Here is a 20,424-nt window from a genome sequence, read left to right as displayed (position 1 = left end):
GCGTCCCGAAAAGACGCCGGCTTTCAGCACCAAGGGCCCACGGGCCGCGACGGAAGGAAGACGAATGAAAGGCATCGGCTGGGACGTGATGGGCGTGATCGCCGTCGGTATCGGCGCGGCGGCGATCATGTACGCGCTGCGGCATGCGCTGTGGCTGGCGGGGCGGCGCGTCCTGCCCTCGTGGCTGTTGCCGGCGGCGATCGGCGGGGCGATGTTCAGCTATGCGATCTGGAACGAATACACATGGTTTTCGCGCATCACCGCGCAACTGCCGGAAAGCGTCGAGGTGCTGGGCACCGGCGCCGGCGGCAAGGCGTTTCGGCCGTGGAGCTTCATCGTGCCGGTGACCACGCGCTTCTGGGCCATCGACCGGCGCGAGATCACCACGGTTGGCGACCGGCAGGAGGTGCGGATCCTTCTGGTCGAGCGGTGGCGGCCGACGAAGACCGTGCGCATGGCGGTCGATTGCGCAGGGCGCCGGCAGGGGCCGGTCGATAGCAAGGGCGAGGTCGTTGAATGGGGACCGATGCCGCCGTCCGATCCGCTGGGCCGGGCGCTTTGCGCCAAAGGCGTGGCGTGACGGCATGTCCGGGCCGGTAATGGACCGGCTGAAAGCTTGGGCGCGAAGGCTGAAGCGTGACGTGGTGGCCCTGTGGATCGCCGCCCGCGATCCCCGGACGCCGCTTGCCGCCAAGCTGCTGGCCGGGGCGGTCGCGGCCTATGCGCTCAGCCCGATCGACCTGATCCCCGATTTCATCCCGGTTCTCGGCTATCTTGACGATCTGCTGATCGTGCCCTTGGGGATCATGATCGCGGTGCGCCTGATCCCGCCGCCGCTGATGGCCGCGTTTCGCGAGATGGCCGAGCAGCGCCGCACACGGCCGCGCAGCCTTGCCGGTGCGGCGGTGATCGTATCGGTCTGGCTTGCGGCCATCGCCGTCACCGGCTGGCTGATCTGGCGGTGGCGGCGCTAAGGGGCTGCCCGCTTACAGGTCGATCTGTGGGCCCGTCGGGCGCAGGGGATCGACGGGGGCGGGCGGAACCGGGTTCTGGGGAAGGGCGGGCGCCGGGGGCGGCGCCACATACCCCGGCTCGGTCAGGCTGCGCATCATGTTGCTAAGCGGCGGCGGTGGCGGCGCATCGGCGCGACGCCGGATCAGGATGTCGCCGTTCGGCAGACGCTCGGGCCGCTGATAGTTCTTCATGTCATCGACCATCCCGCCCAGATCCTGCGCCAACGGGCCCAGCTTGTCGGCCGCGCCGGCAAGCCCGCGCATCACATTGTCCAGATCGGGCTGAACCTCGCGCAGGATCCCTTCGAGCAGGCTGTTCGCCACGTCATCGAACGGATCGCCCGAGCTGTCCGGGGCCGGGTCGGCGGGCGGCAAGCCGAACGGGTTCGCATCGGGCATCGTATCCGGCGCGGGCACGGTATTCCGGGGCGTGTCTTGCGGCGCATTCTGCGGCGGCGTATCGGCGGGGGGCGGCGTCCACCCCTGCGCCAGCACCGCCGTTGCGGGCAGGATCAGCGCAAGCGCAAAAGCCGGCAACCGGCCCGCGCGGGGCTGCATACCCCGACGCGATCGGGCGGGGGCGGGATCACGGGCGGGGGTGGGATCAGATGAAACAAGGGTTCTGGTCATTATACTGCGCTTCCTGCGCTTGGGGGAATTCGCGGCAGACGATCTGCCAATGAAACAATGCCCGGTGGCCGGGTAAGTTCCCGAAACCGGCCGGTGAAGGTCCCGAAACCCGCCCGCACCCGTCTAATGCGGCGCCTTGTGCAGGATCGCGGCGGGGCGCTGCATGGCCTGAAAGCTTTGCCATGCCTGATTGAGGGCCCGGGTCCGGGCCTCGGCCAGCCGGATCGCCTCGGGCGGCAGACCGCGCGACGAAGCGGTGTCGGGATGCGCCTCGCGCACCAGTTCGCGCCAGCGCCTGCGCGCCTCGGGCAGAGGGGTATCGGCGGGAATGCCCAGCACCTCATGCGGGGCATCGGCGGTGTGCTGGCCATGGCGGGCGCGGATGCCGGCGATGCGCGCGGGGCTAAGCCCGAAGATCTCGCCGACCTGATTGATGAACTCGATCTCGGCCGGGTGCAGCGTATCATCGGCCGAAGCGATGATCACAAGCCCTTCGACGACATCGGCAAGAACCGGATCGCCCGGCGGAAACATCGCGCCGATCCGCTTGGCCCAGGTATCGAAACCGGCGACATCCTGCCGGGCCAGATCAAAGACCCGGGCGGCGTTACGTTCCTCCGAGCGGGGGATGACGAAAACCCGGCGGAAGGCGGCGACCTCGGCCCGGTCGACCCGGCCGTCGGCCTTGGCGACCTTGGCCCCCAGCGCGATCACCGCGATCGTGAAGGCGACCGAGCGTTCGGGGGGCACCGCGGCGCGCGGTCCGGTCAGCAGCGCCGTCAAACGGTCGAGCGTCCGCTGCCAGAAGCTGCGGCGCTTGGGAAGATCCGGGGCCTGGGGCGGGACGAACTGATCCATAGCGGCTGAAGCTAGCCCGGAACAGCGCGCTGCGCCAGACGTCCGGCGTCAGCTTTCGGGTGCCAGATCAAGGCCAAGAAGGATCAGGTCGTGATATCGTCCGAACTTCCATCCCGCCGCCGGGATGCGGCCCCATTCAGCATAGCCAAGGCGTTTGTGAAACGCGATCGAGCCGGCATTGGAGGCGGTGATCGCGCCGATCATCAGCCGTGCCCCGGCCCGGCGCGCGTGATCGTGAAGATATGTCATCAGGGCCCGACCGACGCCCCGGCCGCGCGCCGCATCGGTCAGGTGGATGGTGTGTTCCATCGACCGCGCGTAACCCGGACCGCCGCGGAACTGGCTGTATGAGGAGAAGCCGATCACGCCGCCGGCCACACCGCCGCCAACACCGTCACCGCTGTCGGCCACGAAAAACCCGTGACCTGCCGCCTGGCGGTCGCGGATCATGGCGGCGACCTCATCAGCCGGGCGTTCCAGCGGATAGAAGGTGATCGGGGTATCCCGGATGATCGGGTTCCAGATCGCGGCAATGGCGCCCGCATCCTCGGGTCTTGCGTCGCGAATCAAAGCCATGCGTCACCCGTGGGGGTCTGGATATGGAAATGCAGCCCCGGCGCGCCCTGCGCCAGCATCAGCCGCGCGTCGTCGAACGGGGGCAGGGCGCGGGCCAGCGCGGCGGGATCGGGATGGGTCAGTTTCATCGCGGTCAGGCGCAGGCCGGCGTCGGGCAGGTTGTCGGCGGGGTGGCGGCTACCCGCGGCCCATTCGATCAGCATCGGCACAAGGCCCTGCATCGGCATCTGGCCGCTGTCGGGAATGGTGATCCGCCAGCGCAGATCGCCCCGGCGCGCCGGTTGCGGGACGGGATGGTCGGGCGGCCGCTCGTGATCCAGATCATCGCTGCGCAGGACCCAGCCGGCGGCGCGCGGCGGGCCGTCGAAACCGTCCAGCCCGAACCAGCGCGGGCGCGAGGGCGGCGGCGCATCCGGGTCGATCGCGATCAGTTCCAGATACTCGCCCGGCCCCAGCCGCAGCAGGCGGTTATGGGTGGCCATGAAGTCATGCGCGCCGCCGCTTTGCGGCCGGGTCCCCAGCCGGGCCGTCAACCAGTCGGCGCCGCTGTCCAGATCGGTGCAGGCGATGGCAAGGTGATCAAAGCGCAGCATCGGGCGGCTTTCCCTAGTTTGACGACAGCGATCGCCCGGTCCGGCCGGGCAGCGACACCCCGGTCGCAGCGATGATCGCGATCACCGATTCACCGGATTTCGCCACCTCGGCCCGCATCCGGATGAAATCCTCGACCCCCAGCGTGCCGTCGTATTTGTCGCCGCGATTGTCGATGAAATCGGGACGGAACCGGCCGTCACCGGCCTCGGTCCATGCGGAATGACAGATCAGGTTGCGAAAATCCTTTTGCGCGCGAAGGTCCTTGATCAACTGCGGATCGGCGCCCGCCGCCGGGTTGCCGCGCATCTGCGCATCGAACTGATCAATCAGGGTCGAAAGCGAATCGTCGGCGATGTCGTTCATCTGCCGGATCCAGTCGCGCAGCATCCCGTCGGTGATGCGTTCCTGCGGCCGGGTCGCGGTCAGGGCGAATATCGCCCGCTTGAGATTATCCTCGAGCCAGCCAAAGGTCGCCACCGTGCGCCCCAATTCGGCCATGAACCCATCCGGCAGGGCCGATGTGGGCCAGTCGTCGGGCGAATGCGATGTGGTATTCTGATCCTCGCCGCTCATTGGTCCTTTCCCCGCCGCCTGTGGCCCCTATATGGTTTTAGTAGAAAAGGAGAGCAGGTGCGAATTTCGTCGTTATTTCTGGTCGTTGCAGCATTGGCCGTGTCCGGCATGGGTTCATTGGCGCCGGTCGGGGGCAATCCGGAAACCGCCGCCCTGCCACCCTCGACCCGCGAGCCGGCACCGGCCCCGCCCCCCGCGCCGGCCCCGAAGGGTGTGCAAAGCTTTGCCGCCGATGACGTCGATCCGGCCGAATTCCTGTGGAAATTGCGGCCTTTGGTGGTGTTCGCGGATACCGCCGACGATCCGGCATATGTGCAGCAGATGGCGGCAATTCTGCGCGATCCGGGACCCTTGGCGGTGCGCGATGTCGTGGTCATCACCGACACCGACCCATCGACCTCAAGCCTGTGGCGCACCATGCTGAATCCGCAAGGATTTTCGCTGGTTCTTCTGGACAAGGACGGACAGGTGAAGCTGCGCAAGCCGCTGCCGTGGGACGTGCGCGAGATCAGCCGCGCCATCGACAAGTTTCCGCTGCGCCGGCAGGAAATCGGCCGCGCCGGGCTGACGCCTTGATTCTTGCGCATAAGCCGCCCGGCGCCTATATTTCCATTATCGAAAGGGAGTGTCTGCAATGAGCGCAACCTATAACCCACCGCCGATCAAGGTTCGGACTGGTCCGAAACCCGGTTACTGACGGCCGCCCGCCGTCCGGTGCCGTCGATATTGACGCTGATGGCCGCCAGCGCGGCCTCGCCCAGATCAATGGCGCCCAGCTTCAACTGAATATAGTCGCGGTACATGCCCGCCGCCCGCTTGGCCCCGATGTGATCGGGATTCAGGGCGCGCAGATCCTCGATCATCGCGGAAATGGCATTCAACTGGCTGTAATACAGCACGACCGGATCCACGGTATCGCGCGGCAAAACGTGGATATCCCCGACAATCGCCCGGAAAATCGCGTCGTTGTTCTCGGTCGGGATCACCGGGAAATAGCCCTGTTCGGTTTCGATCCGCTGCGCGATCGCGGCGCCGTAGCTGTGCAGATCGTCGCGCCGCAGCGCCGCCAGATAGGCGCGGATCTCGGCATAGATGGCGCGCTGCACATCGCGCACCCGCGCCGCCCGCAGCGCCGCATCGCGCCGCCGGTTCTGCCAGGCCACCACCCACCAGCCGACGGCAAGAAACAGCCCCGCGACAAGCGAAGCCTGCGCCTGCGGGGCGAGTATCTGGTCCAGCGGCGGCGTCATCCACGCCACCTTGCGGCGTCATCGCCGGAAAAAGAACCGCCGCCCGGGCACAGGGCACGGACGGCGAGGGTCTTGAACGATCGCCCGGCCGGTGAAGCGGCCGGGCGGCTGTTATCAGTATGCCGGGCGGCAAACGCCAGCGTCGTCGCAGAGCGCACCGGCTGCCGCGCCACCGACGGCACCGACGACCGGGTCCTTGTCGAAGGCTTTGGCGGCGACGGCGCCACCGATGGCGCCAATGGCCGCACGCTGAGAGTCGGCCGAAGCATAGGTGCCCGGCTGGCACGCCGCCAAGGTCGAGATGACCAGAAGGGCCGCACCGACCCCGGCGAAACGAACGGATTTCTGCATAGTAGACTGCCTCTGTTTGACTCGGCGGAATATTCCGCGTCGAGAAGTTTCGATATGGCGCTTTTGACATGCGCAGCGCCAAAGACATAGCAACAACGGCGTGAGCCGGCAAAGGGTTGCCGAGGAACACCAAACCGTGTTTTCCGCATAAACCGGCTGTTGCCGTTTCGCAACGCCGAGGTCATGCGTCCTCCGCGTCGTCATCGTTCCAGTCATCGTCATCCCAGCCGAAATCCGGCGGATTGTCCGGGGCGAAAAGTTCCGGAAAGCCGGCCTCGGCCCGTTTCATGTCGACCTGCAACAACTGCTCGTAACTGGTCGGGTCCAGCTTGCCGACGGCCACCACCTCGCGGTTCAAAAGCCATGACAGCCGGCCGGCGTCCAGATTGCCGCGCTCAAACGGCTGATCGCCGAAATAGTCTATCAACGCCGCCAGAAACGCGGCGTCGGCGCGCTTGTCCAAGGGCGCGCGGTCCCGGAACCGCTCGCGCACGATCAGCTTGGTCGCGCCTTTCTTGTTGGCGCGGCGGATGGTGAATTGCAGATCCGAGGACGGAAGCCGGCCGGGGAAGCCGCGATGTTTCAGCATGTCAGTCCCCGAATTCGTGGCGCCAACCGGCGCGGGCGCGGCAGGAACCACGGGCGGACGTCCCGCCCGTGGGAGTTACAGAATGCGCGAACCTCAGTTCGGGCCGTATTTGCCCTGATACACCGGCTCGACCGTGACGGGGGCCGGGGTGACGACGGTTTCCTCACGCTTCTGGCAGGCGGCGGTGAAAGCGACGCCGGCAAGCACCATCGCAAGAACGACTTTCTTCGACATTGAATCAAGCTCCTGTATGACGGGCGCATTGGCCCGCATTTTGTTGTGTTGTCCCTCGTCCTGATCAGGGCGAGTTGCGCAAGTGTAGCTGTCACAAGGATTTTCCGACAGATATCTGCAACTGGCCCGGCACTGGCCACGGATCTATGTGGCTTCGCTGCATCATCGGCGGAACCACGCATCAGAACACTTCCCATCGGCAGGATCCCGCCGCCAGATCGGGGGCGAAGGTTTCAAACACCTGAATGACCTCGGGGTCGGCATCGCCGAAGGCGACCGGCCGGTCGGCGATCGAGATGATGATCTGCTGGGGCACCGGGCCGGGAACGGCGATCCGGGGCAGGGCGAAATGCTCGCACAGCCACAGCATGTCCTTCAGCAGCGGATCGTCGGGCAGGGGGCGGTCGGAATCGGCGGTTTCGTCATCACCGTCCGGCGCCTCGGCCCCAGGATCAGGATCGGGATCGGGCGGCGCGGGTGCGGCCGCCACCTCATCGGGAACCGGCGCGGTTTCCGGTGCAGCCTCTGCCGTGATGTCGGGTGCGGTGATGTCGGGCAGGTCGGTGGGTTCGGCGAAAATCTGATCCTCGGGGATCATGCCGTCATCCGCGCCATCATCCGCACCATCATCCACGCCGTCATCTACTGGCGGCTCGGGTATGGCGGGGACCCGCGCGGCCAGATCGGGGGCGACGAAGCGAAAGCGCGCGGTCAGACCGGAAGACCCCGGGGCGTTGTTGATCACCTCGTCCAGCGTCGCCTTCATGCCCGAGGGCAGGGTGATCTCTGCGGCCATCGCGGGCAGCGCGATGATGGCCGCAAGCAGCGCGCCTGTTCCGGTTCTCATGTTCCGGTTCTCATGGCTTCACCCCCGCGCGGGTGCCAGAATCTGCCGCTGGCCGCCGCGTCCCTGTTCCTGCCTGTTTTCGGCAAGGTTAGTCCGGCGCCGGGCCCGAGGAAAGCCCCATCGCCGCTTGCGGTCATTGGGTGGGGCGCGGGCGCCACGACGAAAGTTTCGCTTGACCCGGGCGGCGGCTGACGGCAATGCGCGGGTCATGGGAATGACCGTTGATCTTGGTGCGATCGTGGCGAACTGGCGGGCCTTGGCCGCGCTGGCCCCGGCGGCGCGGCCCGGCGCCGTCGTCAAGGCGAACGCCTATGGCCTTGGCGCCGAGCGGGTCGGACCGGCGCTTGCCACAGCCGGCGCGCGCGATTTCTTTGTCGCCATCGCCGCCGAAGGCGCCGCGCTGCGCCGCGCCCTTGGTCCGGGGCCGCGCATCTTCGTGCTCAGCGGTCATATGAACGGCATGGCCGGGGTTCTGGATCAGGCGGATCTGGTCCCGGTCCTGAACAGCCCCGAGCAATTTCACCGCGATCTGCTGCTGCGCGCCGGAAAGCCCTTCGCGATCCAGTTGGACAGCGGCATGAACCGGCTGGGGATCGAGCCGGGCGAATGGGCCGCGATCCGCGCCGAAGCCGTCGCCCGCCCGGTGCGGGACGCGGGCCAGGCGTCGGGGCAAGGGCGGGGGCCGGCGCTGGTCATGTCGCATCTGGCCTGCGCCGACGAACCCGCCCATCCGATGAATCCGCGCCAACTGGCCGCGTTCGTGGACATGACCCGCGATCTGGGCGTGCCGCGCAGCCTCGCCGCGACCGGCGGCATTCTGCTGGGGCCGGAGTATCACTTTGACCTGACCCGGCCGGGCGTCGGTCTTTATGGCGGGCTGCCCTTCGCGGATGCCCGCCCGGTGGTGCGGCTTGCGCTGCCGGTCATCCAGACCCGGCGGGTCGCGCCCGGCGAAACCGTCGGCTATGGCAACGCCTGGACCGCAGGGCGCGAATCGCGCGTCGCCACGGTCGCGGCCGGCTATGCCGATGGTCTTTTGCGCAGCCTTTCGGGGTCAGGCGCCCGGCTTTGGGCGGGCGACAGGGCCTGCCCGATCATCGGGCGGGTGTCGATGGATCTGATCACGGTCGATGTCACCGATCTGGCCGATATCCCGGAAGCCCTTGATATTCTTGGACCTCATCAGGGTGTCGATGCGCTGGCTGATGCGGCAGGCACGATCGGTTATGAAATCCTGACCAGTCTTGGCGACCGCTATCCGCGCACCTATCTGCCGGTGCCGGCGGAACCGGGCGCTGCGCGGCCGCATGCGGCGCCGGCGGCGTAACCCGGCTCATCCGTGAAACTTTGCCCATCCGGGCCGCGTTTTCACGTCAACCCTCACGTCAACCCCTTGTGGAAATCCCGCGCGCTTGTCACGATGTATTGAGGTATTGAGCCTTTGCCCGACAATCAGGAGAAGCCTTTGGGATCTGTCCCTCCGCCCCCCGCCACCACGTCCCCCGTTGCAGCTGGCGAAATGCTTCTGGAATATCCCGACAATCGCAAGCTGATCGACCTGTGTGGCCCGCATGACCGCCACCTTGCCCGGATCGAACAGGCGCTGGGGGTGCACATCCTGCACAGCGGCAACCGGCTGGCGGTGGTCGGCCCGCCCGAGGCGCAGGCCGACGCCGCCGCGATCCTGAACAGTCTTTACGCGCGCCTTGAACAGGGCCGCCCGGTCGAGATGGGCGAGGTCGAGGCCGCGTTGCGCATGGGCGTCGATAGCGGCGACGATCTGAGCCCGTCCGAACAGATCGAGATGTTCGGCGCCGGCAATTACGAATTGCGCACCCGCAAGAAATCGGTCGAGCCGCGCACCGACGCGCAAAAGGCCTATGTCCGCGCCCTGTTCGAGAATGAGCTGGCCTTTGGCATCGGCCCGGCGGGCACTGGCAAGACCTATCTGGCGGTCGCCGTCGGCGTGACCATGCTGATCGGCGGTCATGTCGACCGGATCATACTGTCCCGACCCGCCGTCGAGGCGGGCGAGCGTCTGGGCTTTCTGCCCGGTGACATGAAGGAAAAGGTCGATCCCTACATGCAGCCGCTTTACGACGCGCTGAACGATTTCCTGCCCTCGAAGCAGATGCAGAAGCTGATGGAGGAAAAGCGTATCGAGATCGCGCCCCTGGCCTTCATGCGCGGCCGCACGCTGGCCAGCAGCTTTGTCGTGCTAGACGAGGCGCAGAACGCCACCACCATGCAAATGAAGATGTTCCTGACCCGTCTGGGCGAGGGCTCGCGCATGGTGATCACCGGCGACCGCACCCAGATCGACCTGCCGCGTGGTGTCGGCTCGGGCCTGACCGAGGCGGAAAAGATCCTCAAGGGCGTGCCGGGTATCAGCTTCAGCTATTTCACCTCGAAGGACGTGGTGCGTCACCCGCTGGTCGCCCGCATCATCGAAGCCTATGACGCCGAGGACGCCGCCGCCCTTGCCCGGGGCGAGACGCCCGACGACCGCACCGCCCGCATTCCCCGGCGGGAGCCGCGCAATGTCTGATCGGTCCGAGGAATATTTCGAACATGACGAGCACGCCGCCGGTCCCATCGATTGCGTGATCGAGGATGACCGCTGGCTTGACATCAACCTGCCGCTGCTGGCCGACATGGCGGCGCGGGCGACGCTGGACTGGTTGTCGCTGGACCCGAACAAGGTCGAGATCGTGTGCCTTGCCTGCGACGACGCCCGCATCGCGACGCTGAACGCGAGCTTTCGCGGCAAGCCCACGCCGACCAATGTGCTGTCATGGCCCGCCGTCGCCGCCGTGCCGCGTCAACCCGGCGAGACGCCGCGCCTGTCCGACCCGATGGGTTTCGAGGGTGCGCTTGGCGATATCGCGATCGCGTGGGAAACCTGCGCGGCCGAGGCGGTGGCGCAGGGCAAACCCATGCCAAGCCATGTCATCCATTTGCTGATCCATTCGATCCTGCATCTTGCGGGTTATGATCATATCGACGAAATGGACGCCGAAAACATGGAAAGCGTCGAACGCCAGATCCTTGCCGGACTGGAAATTCCCGACCCTTACGCAGATGAAAAGGTAGTGTCATGAATCCCGCGGAAACCGGAGGGTCCGAGACCCACGGCGCAGAGGCCCCGCAAGAACAGCCCCGAAGTCCGGGGCTGACCAACCGCGACGACCCGCGCGGCCTGCCACCCCGGCCGGCGCTGCCGCTGGGACCCGTGCCGGCGGGATGGGCCGACGGGACCGACGGGGATGGGCGCGACCTGCCGCAGTCGCGGGGCTTTCTGGGGCGGATTCTGGACGCTTTTTCGGGCGCGACCGAGGCCGAGCCCGACGGGCCGGTCGCGGTCTCGGAACCGGCGGGCGGTCTGGGCAGCGGCACTATGCCCGGTATGGTCAACCTGCGGCGGATGCGGGTCGACGACGTGGCGGTGCCCAAGGCGGAAATCGTCGCCGTTCCGGTCACCATCGGGCTGGATGAACTGGTCGAGACCTTTCGCGAACACGGCTTTTCGCGCATTCCGGTGTTCCGGGGAACGCTGGACAGCCCGCTTGGGCTGCTCCACCTCAAGGACCTGGCGCTGAAATACGGCTTTGGGGCCAATCCCGGCCGCAAATTCCTGCTGCGTCCGATGCTGCGCCCGATGCTTTACGTGCCGCCCTCGATGCCGATCGGGGTGCTTTTGCAGCAGATGCAGCAAAAGCGCATTCACATGGCGCTGGTCATTGATGAATATGGCGGCGCCGACGGGCTTGTCACCATCGAGGACCTGATCGAACAGGTCATCGGCCAGATCGAGGACGAACATGACGAGGCCGACGGCGGCCTTTGGGTCGAGGAAAAGCCGGGCGAGTGGCTTATTCAGGCCCGCGCGCCGCTTGAGGATGTCGAACGGGAAACCGGGCTGACACTGGCCAATGGCGAGGAAGGCGACGAGGTCGATTCCATCGGCGGGCTGGTTTTCATGCTGACCGGCCGGGTGCCGGTCCGGGGCGAGGTGATCCGCCATCCCTCGGGCGCGGAATTCGAGATCGTCGACGCCGATCCGCGCCGGATCAAACGCTTGCGGCTGCGGCTGCCCTCGCCGCCAAAGCAGGACAGCTAGGCGGAAAGCCTCGCGGGTCGCTGGTTGGGCAGTCAGGCGGGCAGTTAAGTGGGCAGTTTGGCGGCCAATTTGGCAGCTTGGGCGGGCTCAGCCGATGGCGAAGGCCGGCGGGTAGGTCAGCGTCGCCTTGTCGGGCAGGGGCGCGCCGATCAGGTCAAGCGCCATCTGATAGGGCCCGGCATAGCGGCTTTCCCAGCCGACATGCTGAAAGCCGAAGCGGCCGTAAAACACCGGATCGCCGACCACCACCACCACGCTGCCCTGTGCGGCGTCAAGCGCCGCCCGCACCAGATCGCTGCCAAGGCCGCGGCCCTGCAACGCCGGATGGACCGAGACCGGCGCCAGACACAATGCCGGAACGGGGGCGCGGACCCGGGACAGACCGACATGGCCCGCGACATGTGCCCCCGCCATCGCCACCAGCGAATGCACCAGATCGCCGTCGGCGCGCAATTTGTCGACGATCCGCGCCTCGGCATCGGTCGGAAAGGCTCGGGTGACCAGCGATCTGATCCCGGGAAGGTCGGCGGCGACTTCGGGCCGTATCACCGGATCGGCAAGCCGGGCATTATAGTCGCGGCGAATGCCGGCGGTGGCCTGCCCCCAGTGGTTGCCGCTGATCCGTTCCTGATGATGGGCAAAGGCCTCGCTGTCGGCAAAAGCCTCATCCACCCGCCAATTCGCGTCGTCCCCCGCCGGTTCGGCCGAAAAACCGATGCAGCCGGGTTCGTTCCGGGTGGTTTCGGCATGGCCGGGCAGGATCGCCGCGATCCGCTTCGCGGCCTCGGGGTCGACCGGGCCGAACGTTCCATCGACGATGTAGACCTGTCCCCGCATCGGCGGCACCTTTTCCGATTGACGACGCCGAACGCGCCGACGAAAGCAAACAAACAAGGCATGAATGGCCGATTTCCGGCATAAGAAATCTGTGCCATTGCCGGGCCCGCTTGTCAAATATCAACTCGGTTCTGGCGGATTGACGCGGAATCGCAGATGCAACGGCCAAGACGTCTGTTATGGCGCGACTTTTCCTGATTCCGCTTGGGGCGGATCCGCCGCGTGCGGCAGGAGAGCAGGGACGGGAATTTCGGATCGGCGGCGGCCAGGTTCCGGTCCTTGCCGGGGCGCGCGCTCGGGCGCTGACCGGCGGTTGACGGGGCAGAGGTTTCAGCGCTTCATTTGCCGACCGGGCCGGAGACGGAAGCGCCTTTTCGGCGGGGCAAGAGTTTCCGGTCAAAAACACCAGCTTGAAAGGCGGATGCACTTGCGGCCGGTCTCCGGCAGTCCCCGCCGTCGTCAACCCCCGTGACCGTGCCGAGAACGACAGCCGAGGCCGCCCGCGCCTGAATATCGGTCATGATTGCGGCGTGCGCGACCGGTTTGGCCGGCGCCGCGATAACAGCCGTATCGGCGCGTTAAGAAAGCCGGTGGATCAGCGCCGTCGCGCAGGCCGGGTTGCGGCTTTTGGTGCCGGCGATCACGTAAAGATAAAGCTCGCGACCATCGGCCATCCGCCGCGCCTCGGCCGCCCATTTGTCCAGCCCGGCCGCGTCATAACCGTTGTCGACGTCCTGTGTGCCCATCAGCCGCGCATAGGCGAAATCGGCTGTCTGCACGTCGATATCGGGAAATTTGCTGTCCATGGCCCGAACCAGGGCGATATTGCGCGCGCGGCACAGATCGGCGGCCTCGGGCGCGCAGAAACTGTCATGGCGCGCCTCGATCGCGTGGCGCAGGGGCAAACCGTCCTGTTCTTCGGGCAGCAGCGCCAGAAAGGCGGCGAAATCCTCGGCGTCGAATTGCTTGGTCTCGGCAAATTGCCAATTGATCGGACCCAGCTTGGTCCCCAGTCGGGTGATGCCGGAATTCAGAAACCTGTCGATGCTCTCGGCCCCCTCGGCGAGCTTCCGGCGGCTGGTCGCAAAGCGGCTGGCCTTGACGGCGAAGCTGAAATCATCGGGGGTTTCGTCATGCCATTTCTGGAAACTTTCCGGCTTTTGACTGCCGTAATAGGTGGCGTTGATCTCGATACTGGTCAGCGCGCGGCTGGCATATTCCAGCTCGCGTTTCTGGGGCAGGTCGGCAGGATAGAACACGCCCTTGCGCCATTCCGGAAAATTCCAGCCGCCAATGCCGATGCGGATCCTGCCCATGATGTCCCCTTATGAACGGCTGTCGGTGCGAACGGGTGTTGAGCGGGTTAATGTTCGGCCAGACAGAATTCGTGATCGGCCAGCGAGGCCAGCACGTAACAATCGCCGGCGTCCCCCGGGCCGGTGCAGCCTTCGGAGATGCGGGTCAACTCGGCCTCCAGCGTCTGGAGCCGTGCAATGCGTCCCCGCACATCGGCAAGCTGGGCGCGTGCCATGCGGTTCGCTTCCAGACAGGACCGGTCCGGGTGGTCCTGCAACTCGATCAGCGCGGCGATGGCCTCGATCGAAAAGCCCAGATCACGAGCGTGGCGGATGAACCCCAGCTTTTCCATTTCGGCCTTGCCATAGCGGCGCTGATTCCCCTCGGTCCGTTCCGGCGCGGCCAGAAGGCCCATGCCTTCGTAATAGCGGATGGTCGGAACCTTGACGCCGGTCCGGCGGGACATCTCACCGATGGAGAACATGACGATCACCTGTTCAATCTATAGTCACTAGAGAAATTTAGGTGCATCCTGGGTGAGAAGCAAGGGGCCGGTCAGGCAGGAGGTTTCCGAATGGCGTGCGGTTTGACGGAGCCGCGCGCGGTCAGCGGCGGTCACGGGGTTATCGCGCGGAAGCCGATCCTGTTTATGGGACGGCGGCGGCAGCTGGCAAGATCGCGGATATTGCCGGCGGTCCGCCGTATTCCGCGACCGAAACGCTCACCTGCCGAACCGCGCCGGCCGAATTTTATGGTTCCAGAGGATCGGCGATAGGGCGCGCGTGAAGGGGGTGGGTCACTCCCACTCGATCGTCCCCGGCGGTTTTGACGTAATGTCATAGGTCACCCGGTTGATGCCCTTGACCTCGTTGATGATCCGCGTTGCCGTTTCGCCCAGAAACTCATGCGTGAAGGGATAGTAATCTGCCGTCATTCCGTCGACCGAGGTCACGGCGCGGAGCGCGCAGGCGTAATCATAGGTGCGGCCGTCGCCCATCACGCCGACCGTGCGGACCGGCAGGATCGCGACGAAAGCCTGCCAGATCTCGTCGTAAAGACCGTGTTTACGGATCTGGTCGATATAGACCGCATCGGCGCGGCGCAGGATTTCCAGCTTCTCGCGGGTGATCTCGCCCGGGCAGCGGATGGCAAGGCCGGGGCCGGGGAAGGGATGGCGGCGGATGAATTTTTCCGGCAGGCCAAGCTCGCGGCCCAAGGCCCGGACCTCGTCCTTGAAAAGCTCGCGCAAGGGTTCGACCAGCTTCAGTCCCATCTTTTCGGGCAGCCCGCCGACATTGTGGTGGCTTTTGATCGTGACCGAAGGCCCGCCCGAAAAGCTGACGCTTTCGATCACGTCGGGATACAGCGTGCCTTGCGCCAGAAACTCGGCGCCCTCGATCTGACCCGCGTATTTCTGGAACACGTCGATGAACAGTTTTCCGATGGTCTTGCGCTTGACCTCGGGGTCGGTGACGCCTTCCAGCGCGGTCAGGAACAGTTCGGATTCGTCGGCATGGATCAGCGGGATGTTGTAATTGTCCCGGAACATGGAGACGACTTCCTCGGCCTCGTTCTGGCGCAGAAGGCCGTGATCGACGAAGACGCAGGTCAGGTTGTCGCCGATCGCCTCGTGGATCAGAACCGCGGCGACGGATGAATCGACGCCGCCCGACAGCCCGCAGATCACCTTTTTGTCGCCGACCTGTTCGCGGATCTTGCGGATCGCCTCGTCCTTGTAGGATGCCATGGTCCAGTCGCCGGTGAACCCGGCGAGGCGCACGAAATTCTCCAGCATCTGGCGGCCGTTCGGGGTGTGGTGCACCTCGGGGTGAAACTGGACGCCGTAGAAATTGCGCGTCTCGTCCGCGATCATGGCGAAGGGGGCATTGGGCGATGTGCCGATGACCTCGAAATCGGGTGCGAGGCTGGTGACGCGGTCGCCATGGCTCATCCAGACCTGTTCACGCTCTGACAGGCCGGCGAAGATGCCGTCCTTTCTGTGGCCGGGCGCCGGGGTGACATAGGCGCGGCCGTATTCGGCATGATGGCCGCCTTCGACCTTGCCGCCAAGCTGCTGGGTCATGACCTGCTGGCCGTAGCAGATGCCGAAGATCGGGACGCCCATTTGCCAAAGCGCCTCAGGCGCGCGGGGGCTGCCCGCGCGGGTCACGCTGTCGGGACCGCCCGACAGGATCACGGCTTGCGGGGCCAGGTCGCGCAGCGTGGCGTCGGTCACGTTCTGATAGGGCAGGATTTCGCAATAGACGTTCAACTCGCGCAGGCGGCGCGCGATGAGCTGCGTCACCTGAGAGCCGAAGTCGATGATGAGAAGGCGCTGATGCTGGGTCATGGCGAGGGAATATGCCGCGCGCGGCGGCACGGCAAGGGGGGAAGGGCGGGGCGCTGCCCCGCACCCCGGGATATTTTCGCAAGGAAGATGCGTCAGCGTTCCGGCAGAAGACCGCGCGGGGCGAAGCGCAGGACCAGAAGCAGGATCAGGCCCATCATCACCAGACGCATATGGGCGCTGGCCTCGACCAGTTGCTGGCGCACCACGCTTTCGCCCATCAGGCTGGTCAGCCCGCCCATCAGCGCCGGCCCCCAGACCTCGGCCTTGATCCAGACGAACCACATCAGCAGCGCCCCCAGAACCGCGCCCCAGTTGTTGCCCGAGCCGCCGACGACGACCATCAGCCAGACGATGAAGGTGTATTGCAGCGGGTTATAGCCCGATGGCCACAACAGGCCGTTCTTGGTCACGAACAGCGCGCCGGCGATGCCGATGACCGCGCTGCCGAGGATAAAGACCTGAAGGTGGCGGGCGGTGACATCCTTGCCCATCGCCTCGGCCGCGGTTTCATTGTCGCGGATCGCGCGCATCATCCGGCCCCAGGGCGAGTTCAGCGCGAATTCGGCCAGCGTGACGATGGCGAACAGGATCAGCGCGAAGGTCAGGCTGTAGCCGATCTTGACCCAGATCGTGCTGGCCGTGGTCAGGTCCAGCCCCCAGGCGGCGGCGCGGGCCTGAAACGACGGGTCCGATTGCAGCGCAACCTCGGATCCGACCGGCCATGGCCGCGGGATCGGCGAGACGCCCTTGACGCCCCGGGTCAGCCATTCCTCGTTCCGCATGACCGCGACGATGATTTCGCCGATGCCCAGCGTGGCGATGGCGAGGTAATCGGAACGCAGGCCAAGCGCCACCTTGCCGATGGCCCATGCCGCGATCGCCGCAAAGATGCCGCCGACCAGAAAGGCCAGCCAGACCGGCAGCTTCAGCCCGCCGAGATAGCCGTAAGCGGCGGGGTTGTTCGCCTCGATCGCCAGGGCGGCGGGATCAAAGACATAGCGATAGACGACCAGCCCGACGATCAGGATCGCCGTCACCACCAGACCGCGGGCGCGGATCCGCATCCGGTGCCAGACCAGTGCCGCAAGCGCCAGCGTGCCAAGCCCGATCAGAAGCGCAAAGACCATGCGCACCCCGCCCGCGGCCCATGCCCCCGGCACCGGCGGCATCGAGATCAGCACCGGCGCCAGACCGCCAAGCGCGAAAAACCCGACCACGCCGACGTTGAACAGCCCCGCGTAACCCCATTGCATGTTCACCCCAAGGGCGACGATGGCATAGATCAGCCCGACGTTCAGGATCTCGAGCGCGGTGCTCCAACTGCCCGAGAACATGGCGTTTCGGGTCGTCCCCTCAAGCACGAACAGGGTGGCGAGACCCAGAAACAGCAGGGGGCTGCGCCAGACGCCACCAGCGGCGGCCTCGGCCTGACGGGATTGCGCATTGGCCATGATCCGCCCCTTTTCTCAATAAGCCTTGCCGCGGAACAGGCCGGTCGGCCGGAACAGCAGCACCACGATCAGGATCACGAAACTGACCGAGAATTTATATTCGGTGGACAGAAGTTGCAGCAGGCCGTCGGGTTGCCAGTCCGGGAACAGATAGCCCGCGACCTTCTTCCACGGATAGGTGACTGCGACCTCGGAAAAGGCGACCAGAAAGCCGCCGACGACCGCGCCCAGCGGATTGCCCAGCCCGCCGACGATGGCGGCGGCGAAGATCGGCAGCAGAAGCTGGAAATAGTTGAAAGCCTTGAAGCTTTTGTCCAGACCGTACAGCGTGCCCGCGATGGTGGCCAGCGCGGCTGCAATGATCCATGTCATGCGGACGACCTTTTCCGGCTCGATCCCCGACAGAAGCGCCAGATCCTCGTTATCCGAAAACGCCCGCATCGCCTTGCCCGACCGGGTGCGGTTCAGAAAACGGAACAGGATCACGCAGATGACGGCGGCGGCGACCAGCGTGATGACCTGGGTCGAGCGCAGGGCGAGGGGCTCGGAAAGGCCGCTCCAGGCGCGGAACTCGGCGGCGGTGATGATAAAGCGCGTGCCGTCGTCGAAATTAATGTCGCCGACCCCGACCAGCACCCGGGTCACGCCGTTCATCACGAACATCACCCCGATCGAGGCCATGACCAGCACGATCGGCGCTGATTTGCGCTTGCGGTAATAGCGATAGACGGCGCGGTCGGTCAGCAGCACGAAAACGGCCGTCACGGCGATCCCGAAGGGCAGGGCGAGAAGCGCGGTCGGCAGGGGGCCGAAGCCGATGCCGGCCCGTTGCATGGCCCATGTCACCATGATCGTGATCGCGGTGCCGAAGGCCATGGTGTCGCCATGCGCGAAGTTGGAAAACCGCAGGATGCCGTAGATCAGCGTCACCCCCAGCGCGCCCAGCGCAAGCTGCGCGCCATAGGCGCTTGCCGGAATGATCACGTAATTGAGGATGGCCACAAGGGCGTTCAGGATATCCAAGGTCGGTCCGCTCCGTCAGTGGGCATGCAGGGTCCGGGCCGCACTGGCGCGGTCGATCGGGTCAGGCACCGGATCGGCGCGGCGGCGGACCTGAAAACGGGTTTGTGAGGCATCGGTCTAGCCCCCGAGGAAGGTGCGCCGGACCTCGTCATTGGCCATCAGCTCGCGGCCGGTGCCGGTATGGGCGTTGCGGCCCTGCACCAGCACATAGGCCTTGTCGGCGATGTTCATGGCCTGCTGGGCGTTCTGTTCGACCATCAGGACCGGCAAGCCGCCGCGGGCGATGGCGATGATGCGGTCGAAAAGCTCGTCCATCACGATGGGGCTGACCCCGGCGGTCGGTTCGTCCAGCATCAGAAGGCTGGGCCGGGTCATCAGGGCGCGGCCCACGGCGACCTGCTGGCGCTGACCGCCCGACAATTCGCCCGCCGCCTGTTTGCGTTTTTCGGCCACGGCGGGGAACAGCTCATAGACCTGTTCCATGGTCTGGCGGATATCGTCGTTGCGGATGAAGGCGCCCATTTCAAGGTTCTCCTCGACCGTCATCGAGGGGAAGATGTTGCGCACCTGCGGCACGAAGCCCATGCCGGCCCGGACCCGGTCCTGCGGGTTCAGCGCGGTGATGTCGCGCCCGTCCAGCCGGACCGAGCCGCCGCGCAGGTCCAGCATCCCGAACAGCGCCTTCATGGCGGTGGATTTCCCGGCGCCATTGGGGCCGACGATGACCGCGATCTCGCCCTTGTCGACGGCGATGGTGCAGTCATGCAGGATGTCGGGGCCCTTGCCATAGCCGCCGGACATCGCCTCGCCGATCAGGAACGGATCGCCCGCGCGCCCCGGACCGACCGGCCCCGAGCGGCGGGTGCTGTCGATTTCGCCGCCGCCACGCGGGTTCACCACCGAAGCATCGCGGTTGCCACGATTGCCGAAGGTCGGGTCCGCGTTGCTCATGCGCCCAGCATCTCCTTGTTCTTCAGGCCGGTGCCCAGATATGCCTCGATCACCGCTTCGTTCTGCATGATCTGATCGGCCGACCCCTCGGCCAGCACCTTGCCCTCGGCCATGACGATCACCGGATCGCAAAGCCGGGCGATGAAATCCATGTCGTGCTCGATCACGCAGAAAGTATAGCCACGTTCGCGGTTCAGGCGCTGAATGGCGTCGGCGATGGTGCCCAGAAGCGTGCGGTTCACGCCGGCGCCGACCTCATCCAGAAACACGACCTTGGCGTCGACCATCATCGTCCGGCCAAGCTCCAGCAGCTTTTTCTGACCGCCCGAGAGGTTGCCGGCACGCTCGTCGGCCAGATGGTCGATGGTCAGGAAATCCAGCACCTCATCGGCGCGGGCGCGCAACGCGCGTTCCTCGGACCGGATGCGACCGCGCGCGAACCATGTGTTCAGCAGCGATTCACCGGCCTGATTGCCGGGCACCATCATCAGGTTCTCGCGCACCGTCATCGAGGCAAACTCATGCGCAAGCTGGAAGGTGCGCAAAAGACCGCGGTGGAACAGCGTATGCGGCGGCAGCCCGGTGATGTCGGCGCCATCCATGAAAACCCGGCCGGAAGTTGGTTCAAGAACCCCGGCGATCACATTGAAAAGCGTGGATTTTCCGGCGCCGTTAGGCCCGATCAGTCCGGTGATCGACCCGGTCTTGATTTCAAGACTCGCGCCATCGACGGCACGAAAGCCGCCAAAATGCTTGTGCAGATCCTCAACCCGGATCATCTGTTGTCAACTTCCCTGTCAGTTCCTGCCGGTCGGGCAGAAGGTCCCGTTTTCGGGATTTTTGGTTGGATCGCCGCGACCCGGAAACGGGTTCCGGGTCGC

At 65.8% G+C, this 20,424-nt stretch carries 25 protein-coding genes; 7 read left to right on the top strand and 18 right to left on the bottom strand.

Annotation, left to right across the window (positions count from 1 at the left end; translation table 11 throughout):
• Positions 1 to 64 precede the first annotated feature (64 nt).
• Together ACFSCT_RS04835 and ACFSCT_RS04830 are read left to right on the top strand one after the other, a co-directional pair.
• Complete coding sequence (locus tag ACFSCT_RS04835; protein ID WP_379140557.1) at positions 65 to 580, top strand: hypothetical protein; 516 nt, start codon at positions 65 to 67, stop codon at positions 578 to 580.
• Between the two features lie 4 nt (positions 581 to 584).
• Positions 585 to 974 carry a YkvA family protein gene (locus ACFSCT_RS04830; RefSeq protein ID WP_379140556.1) on the top strand — a complete coding sequence of 130 codons (390 nt, stop codon included), beginning with the start codon at positions 585 to 587 and terminating at the stop codon, positions 972 to 974.
• 12 nt (positions 975 to 986) lie between these two features.
• Here ACFSCT_RS04830 and ACFSCT_RS04825 read toward each other — a convergent pair whose 3' ends face one another.
• The 5 genes from ACFSCT_RS04825 to ACFSCT_RS04805 all read right to left on the bottom strand — a co-directional run bounded on the left by ACFSCT_RS04825 (position 987) and on the right by ACFSCT_RS04805 (position 4,244).
• Positions 987 to 1,643 (bottom strand): hypothetical protein, encoded by a 657-nt coding sequence (locus ACFSCT_RS04825; protein ID WP_379140555.1) that lies wholly within the window; start codon positions 1,641 to 1,643, stop codon positions 987 to 989.
• A 123-nt stretch (positions 1,644 to 1,766) separates the two neighbouring features.
• Positions 1,767 to 2,501, bottom strand: coding sequence for a TerB family tellurite resistance protein (locus ACFSCT_RS04820; protein ID WP_379140553.1), 735 nt, complete (start codon positions 2,499 to 2,501; stop codon positions 1,767 to 1,769).
• Between the two features lie 48 nt (positions 2,502 to 2,549).
• Positions 2,550 to 3,077: a GNAT family N-acetyltransferase gene (locus ACFSCT_RS04815; RefSeq protein WP_379140551.1), complete on the bottom strand. Its 528-nt coding sequence runs from the start codon at positions 3,075 to 3,077 to the stop codon at positions 2,550 to 2,552.
• Positions 3,068 to 3,670 carry a VOC family protein gene (locus ACFSCT_RS04810; RefSeq protein WP_379140550.1) on the bottom strand — a complete coding sequence of 201 codons (603 nt, stop codon included), beginning with the start codon at positions 3,668 to 3,670 and terminating at the stop codon, positions 3,068 to 3,070. Before ACFSCT_RS04810 ends, ACFSCT_RS04815 begins: the two co-directional genes overlap by 10 nt.
• A 13-nt stretch (positions 3,671 to 3,683) precedes the next feature.
• Positions 3,684 to 4,244, bottom strand: a complete 561-nt coding sequence (locus ACFSCT_RS04805; RefSeq protein WP_379140548.1) for a hypothetical protein — start codon at positions 4,242 to 4,244, stop codon at positions 3,684 to 3,686.
• 57 nt (positions 4,245 to 4,301) lie between these two features.
• On the opposite strand from ACFSCT_RS04805, the gene ACFSCT_RS04800 reads away from it, so the two are divergent.
• Positions 4,302 to 4,820: a DUF4174 domain-containing protein gene (locus ACFSCT_RS04800; RefSeq protein WP_379140547.1), complete on the top strand. Its 519-nt coding sequence runs from the start codon at positions 4,302 to 4,304 to the stop codon at positions 4,818 to 4,820.
• Positions 4,821 to 4,906: 86 nt separating this feature from the next.
• Here ACFSCT_RS04800 and ACFSCT_RS04795 read toward each other — a convergent pair whose 3' ends face one another.
• From ACFSCT_RS04795 to ACFSCT_RS04775, 5 genes are all read right to left on the bottom strand, one after another.
• Positions 4,907 to 5,494, bottom strand: coding sequence for a hypothetical protein (locus ACFSCT_RS04795; RefSeq protein ID WP_379140731.1), 588 nt, complete (start codon positions 5,492 to 5,494; stop codon positions 4,907 to 4,909).
• A 114-nt stretch (positions 5,495 to 5,608) separates the two neighbouring features.
• Positions 5,609 to 5,845, bottom strand: a complete 237-nt coding sequence (locus tag ACFSCT_RS04790; RefSeq protein WP_379140545.1) for a hypothetical protein — start codon at positions 5,843 to 5,845, stop codon at positions 5,609 to 5,611.
• A gap of 181 nt (positions 5,846 to 6,026) precedes the next feature.
• Positions 6,027 to 6,434, bottom strand: a complete 408-nt coding sequence (locus ACFSCT_RS04785; RefSeq protein ID WP_379140543.1) for a hypothetical protein — start codon at positions 6,432 to 6,434, stop codon at positions 6,027 to 6,029.
• Positions 6,435 to 6,527: 93 nt separating this feature from the next.
• Positions 6,528 to 6,668: a hypothetical protein gene (locus ACFSCT_RS04780; protein WP_379140542.1), complete on the bottom strand. Its 141-nt coding sequence runs from the start codon at positions 6,666 to 6,668 to the stop codon at positions 6,528 to 6,530.
• 181 nt (positions 6,669 to 6,849) lie between these two features.
• Positions 6,850 to 7,515, bottom strand: a complete 666-nt coding sequence (locus ACFSCT_RS04775) for a DUF6497 family protein (RefSeq protein ID WP_379140540.1) — start codon at positions 7,513 to 7,515, stop codon at positions 6,850 to 6,852.
• 208 nt (positions 7,516 to 7,723) lie between these two features.
• Between ACFSCT_RS04775 and alr the strand changes: the two genes are divergently transcribed.
• From alr to ACFSCT_RS04755, 4 genes are all read left to right on the top strand, one after another.
• Positions 7,724 to 8,842, top strand: a complete 1,119-nt coding sequence (alr, locus tag ACFSCT_RS04770) for an alanine racemase (protein WP_379140538.1) — start codon at positions 7,724 to 7,726, stop codon at positions 8,840 to 8,842.
• Between the two features lie 192 nt (positions 8,843 to 9,034).
• Positions 9,035 to 10,063 carry a PhoH family protein gene (locus ACFSCT_RS04765; protein ID WP_379140536.1) on the top strand — a complete coding sequence of 343 codons (1,029 nt, stop codon included), beginning with the start codon at positions 9,035 to 9,037 and terminating at the stop codon, positions 10,061 to 10,063.
• Positions 10,056 to 10,616 carry an rRNA maturation RNase YbeY gene (gene ybeY, locus ACFSCT_RS04760; protein WP_379140534.1) on the top strand — a complete coding sequence of 187 codons (561 nt, stop codon included), beginning with the start codon at positions 10,056 to 10,058 and terminating at the stop codon, positions 10,614 to 10,616. Before ACFSCT_RS04765 ends, ybeY begins: the two co-directional genes overlap by 8 nt.
• Positions 10,613 to 11,635: a hemolysin family protein gene (locus tag ACFSCT_RS04755; RefSeq protein WP_379140533.1), complete on the top strand. Its 1,023-nt coding sequence runs from the start codon at positions 10,613 to 10,615 to the stop codon at positions 11,633 to 11,635. The genes ybeY and ACFSCT_RS04755 overlap by 4 nt, the downstream gene beginning before the upstream one ends.
• Positions 11,636 to 11,722: 87 nt before the next feature.
• Here ACFSCT_RS04755 and ACFSCT_RS04750 read toward each other — a convergent pair whose 3' ends face one another.
• The 8 genes from ACFSCT_RS04750 to ACFSCT_RS04715 all read right to left on the bottom strand — a co-directional run bounded on the left by ACFSCT_RS04750 (position 11,723) and on the right by ACFSCT_RS04715 (position 20,322).
• Positions 11,723 to 12,472: a GNAT family N-acetyltransferase gene (locus ACFSCT_RS04750; RefSeq protein WP_379140531.1), complete on the bottom strand. Its 750-nt coding sequence runs from the start codon at positions 12,470 to 12,472 to the stop codon at positions 11,723 to 11,725.
• 578 nt (positions 12,473 to 13,050) lie between these two features.
• A complete protein-coding gene (locus ACFSCT_RS04745) occupies positions 13,051 to 13,788 on the bottom strand; it encodes a DUF72 domain-containing protein (RefSeq protein ID WP_379140529.1) in 738 nt (245 codons plus the stop codon).
• Positions 13,789 to 13,835: 47 nt separating this feature from the next.
• Positions 13,836 to 14,252 (bottom strand): MerR family transcriptional regulator, encoded by a 417-nt coding sequence (locus ACFSCT_RS04740; protein ID WP_379140527.1) that lies wholly within the window; start codon positions 14,250 to 14,252, stop codon positions 13,836 to 13,838.
• Between the two features lie 312 nt (positions 14,253 to 14,564).
• Entirely contained in the window at positions 14,565 to 16,118 is a 1,554-nt protein-coding gene (gene guaA, locus ACFSCT_RS04735) for a glutamine-hydrolyzing GMP synthase (RefSeq protein ID WP_379140525.1), read from the bottom strand.
• A gap of 92 nt (positions 16,119 to 16,210) precedes the next feature.
• Entirely contained in the window at positions 16,211 to 17,569 is a 1,359-nt protein-coding gene (locus tag ACFSCT_RS04730; protein WP_379140523.1) for a branched-chain amino acid ABC transporter permease, read from the bottom strand.
• Positions 17,570 to 17,584: 15 nt separating this feature from the next.
• Complete coding sequence (locus ACFSCT_RS04725; RefSeq protein WP_379140521.1) at positions 17,585 to 18,592, bottom strand: branched-chain amino acid ABC transporter permease; 1,008 nt, start codon at positions 18,590 to 18,592, stop codon at positions 17,585 to 17,587.
• Positions 18,593 to 18,709: 117 nt separating this feature from the next.
• Positions 18,710 to 19,543 carry an ABC transporter ATP-binding protein gene (locus ACFSCT_RS04720; RefSeq protein WP_379140520.1) on the bottom strand — a complete coding sequence of 278 codons (834 nt, stop codon included), beginning with the start codon at positions 19,541 to 19,543 and terminating at the stop codon, positions 18,710 to 18,712.
• Positions 19,540 to 20,322 carry an ABC transporter ATP-binding protein gene (locus ACFSCT_RS04715; protein ID WP_379140518.1) on the bottom strand — a complete coding sequence of 261 codons (783 nt, stop codon included), beginning with the start codon at positions 20,320 to 20,322 and terminating at the stop codon, positions 19,540 to 19,542. The genes ACFSCT_RS04720 and ACFSCT_RS04715 overlap by 4 nt, the downstream gene beginning before the upstream one ends.
• Positions 20,323 to 20,424 lie beyond the last annotated feature (102 nt).

Source organism: Paracoccus pacificus (assembly GCF_042680785.1).
GTDB classification, from domain to species: Bacteria; Pseudomonadota; Alphaproteobacteria; order Rhodobacterales; family Rhodobacteraceae; genus Paracoccus; species Paracoccus pacificus.
Note: the sequence above shows the minus strand (reverse complement) of the source record. Positions and strands in the feature narration are given on the sequence as shown.

Excerpts from the sequence above, each read along its gene's own strand:
- ACFSCT_RS04750 (WP_379140531.1), bottom strand. The coding sequence starts at position 12,472 with ATGCGGGGACAGGTCTACATCGTCGATGGAACGTTCGGCCCGGTCGAC.
- ACFSCT_RS04730 (WP_379140523.1), bottom strand. The coding sequence starts at position 17,569 with ATGGCCAATGCGCAATCCCGTCAGGCCGAGGCCGCCGCTGGTGGCGTC.
- guaA (WP_379140525.1), bottom strand. The coding sequence starts at position 16,118 with ATGACCCAGCATCAGCGCCTTCTCATCATCGACTTCGGCTCTCAGGTG.
- ACFSCT_RS04815 (WP_379140551.1), bottom strand. The coding sequence starts at position 3,077 with ATGGCTTTGATTCGCGACGCAAGACCCGAGGATGCGGGCGCCATTGCC.
- ybeY (WP_379140534.1), top strand. The coding sequence starts at position 10,056 with ATGTCTGATCGGTCCGAGGAATATTTCGAACATGACGAGCACGCCGCC.
- ACFSCT_RS04740 (WP_379140527.1), bottom strand. The coding sequence starts at position 14,252 with ATGTTCTCCATCGGTGAGATGTCCCGCCGGACCGGCGTCAAGGTTCCG.
- ACFSCT_RS04790 (WP_379140545.1), bottom strand. The coding sequence starts at position 5,845 with ATGCAGAAATCCGTTCGTTTCGCCGGGGTCGGTGCGGCCCTTCTGGTC.
- ACFSCT_RS04810 (WP_379140550.1), bottom strand. The coding sequence starts at position 3,670 with ATGCTGCGCTTTGATCACCTTGCCATCGCCTGCACCGATCTGGACAGC.
- ACFSCT_RS04755 (WP_379140533.1), top strand. The coding sequence starts at position 10,613 with ATGAATCCCGCGGAAACCGGAGGGTCCGAGACCCACGGCGCAGAGGCC.
- ACFSCT_RS04785 (WP_379140543.1), bottom strand. The coding sequence starts at position 6,434 with ATGCTGAAACATCGCGGCTTCCCCGGCCGGCTTCCGTCCTCGGATCTG.
- ACFSCT_RS04775 (WP_379140540.1), bottom strand. The coding sequence starts at position 7,515 with ATGAGAACCGGAACAGGCGCGCTGCTTGCGGCCATCATCGCGCTGCCC.
- ACFSCT_RS04720 (WP_379140520.1), bottom strand. The coding sequence starts at position 19,543 with ATGAGCAACGCGGACCCGACCTTCGGCAATCGTGGCAACCGCGATGCT.
- ACFSCT_RS04780 (WP_379140542.1), bottom strand. The coding sequence starts at position 6,668 with ATGTCGAAGAAAGTCGTTCTTGCGATGGTGCTTGCCGGCGTCGCTTTC.
- ACFSCT_RS04715 (WP_379140518.1), bottom strand. The coding sequence starts at position 20,322 with ATGATCCGGGTTGAGGATCTGCACAAGCATTTTGGCGGCTTTCGTGCC.
- ACFSCT_RS04835 (WP_379140557.1), top strand. The coding sequence starts at position 65 with ATGAAAGGCATCGGCTGGGACGTGATGGGCGTGATCGCCGTCGGTATC.
- ACFSCT_RS04820 (WP_379140553.1), bottom strand. The coding sequence starts at position 2,501 with ATGGATCAGTTCGTCCCGCCCCAGGCCCCGGATCTTCCCAAGCGCCGC.
- ACFSCT_RS04825 (WP_379140555.1), bottom strand. The coding sequence starts at position 1,643 with ATGACCAGAACCCTTGTTTCATCTGATCCCACCCCCGCCCGTGATCCC.
- ACFSCT_RS04805 (WP_379140548.1), bottom strand. The coding sequence starts at position 4,244 with ATGAGCGGCGAGGATCAGAATACCACATCGCATTCGCCCGACGACTGG.
- alr (WP_379140538.1), top strand. The coding sequence starts at position 7,724 with ATGGGAATGACCGTTGATCTTGGTGCGATCGTGGCGAACTGGCGGGCC.
- ACFSCT_RS04745 (WP_379140529.1), bottom strand. The coding sequence starts at position 13,788 with ATGGGCAGGATCCGCATCGGCATTGGCGGCTGGAATTTTCCGGAATGG.
- ACFSCT_RS04795 (WP_379140731.1), bottom strand. The coding sequence starts at position 5,494 with ATGACGCCGCCGCTGGACCAGATACTCGCCCCGCAGGCGCAGGCTTCG.
- ACFSCT_RS04765 (WP_379140536.1), top strand. The coding sequence starts at position 9,035 with ATGCTTCTGGAATATCCCGACAATCGCAAGCTGATCGACCTGTGTGGC.
- ACFSCT_RS04830 (WP_379140556.1), top strand. The coding sequence starts at position 585 with ATGTCCGGGCCGGTAATGGACCGGCTGAAAGCTTGGGCGCGAAGGCTG.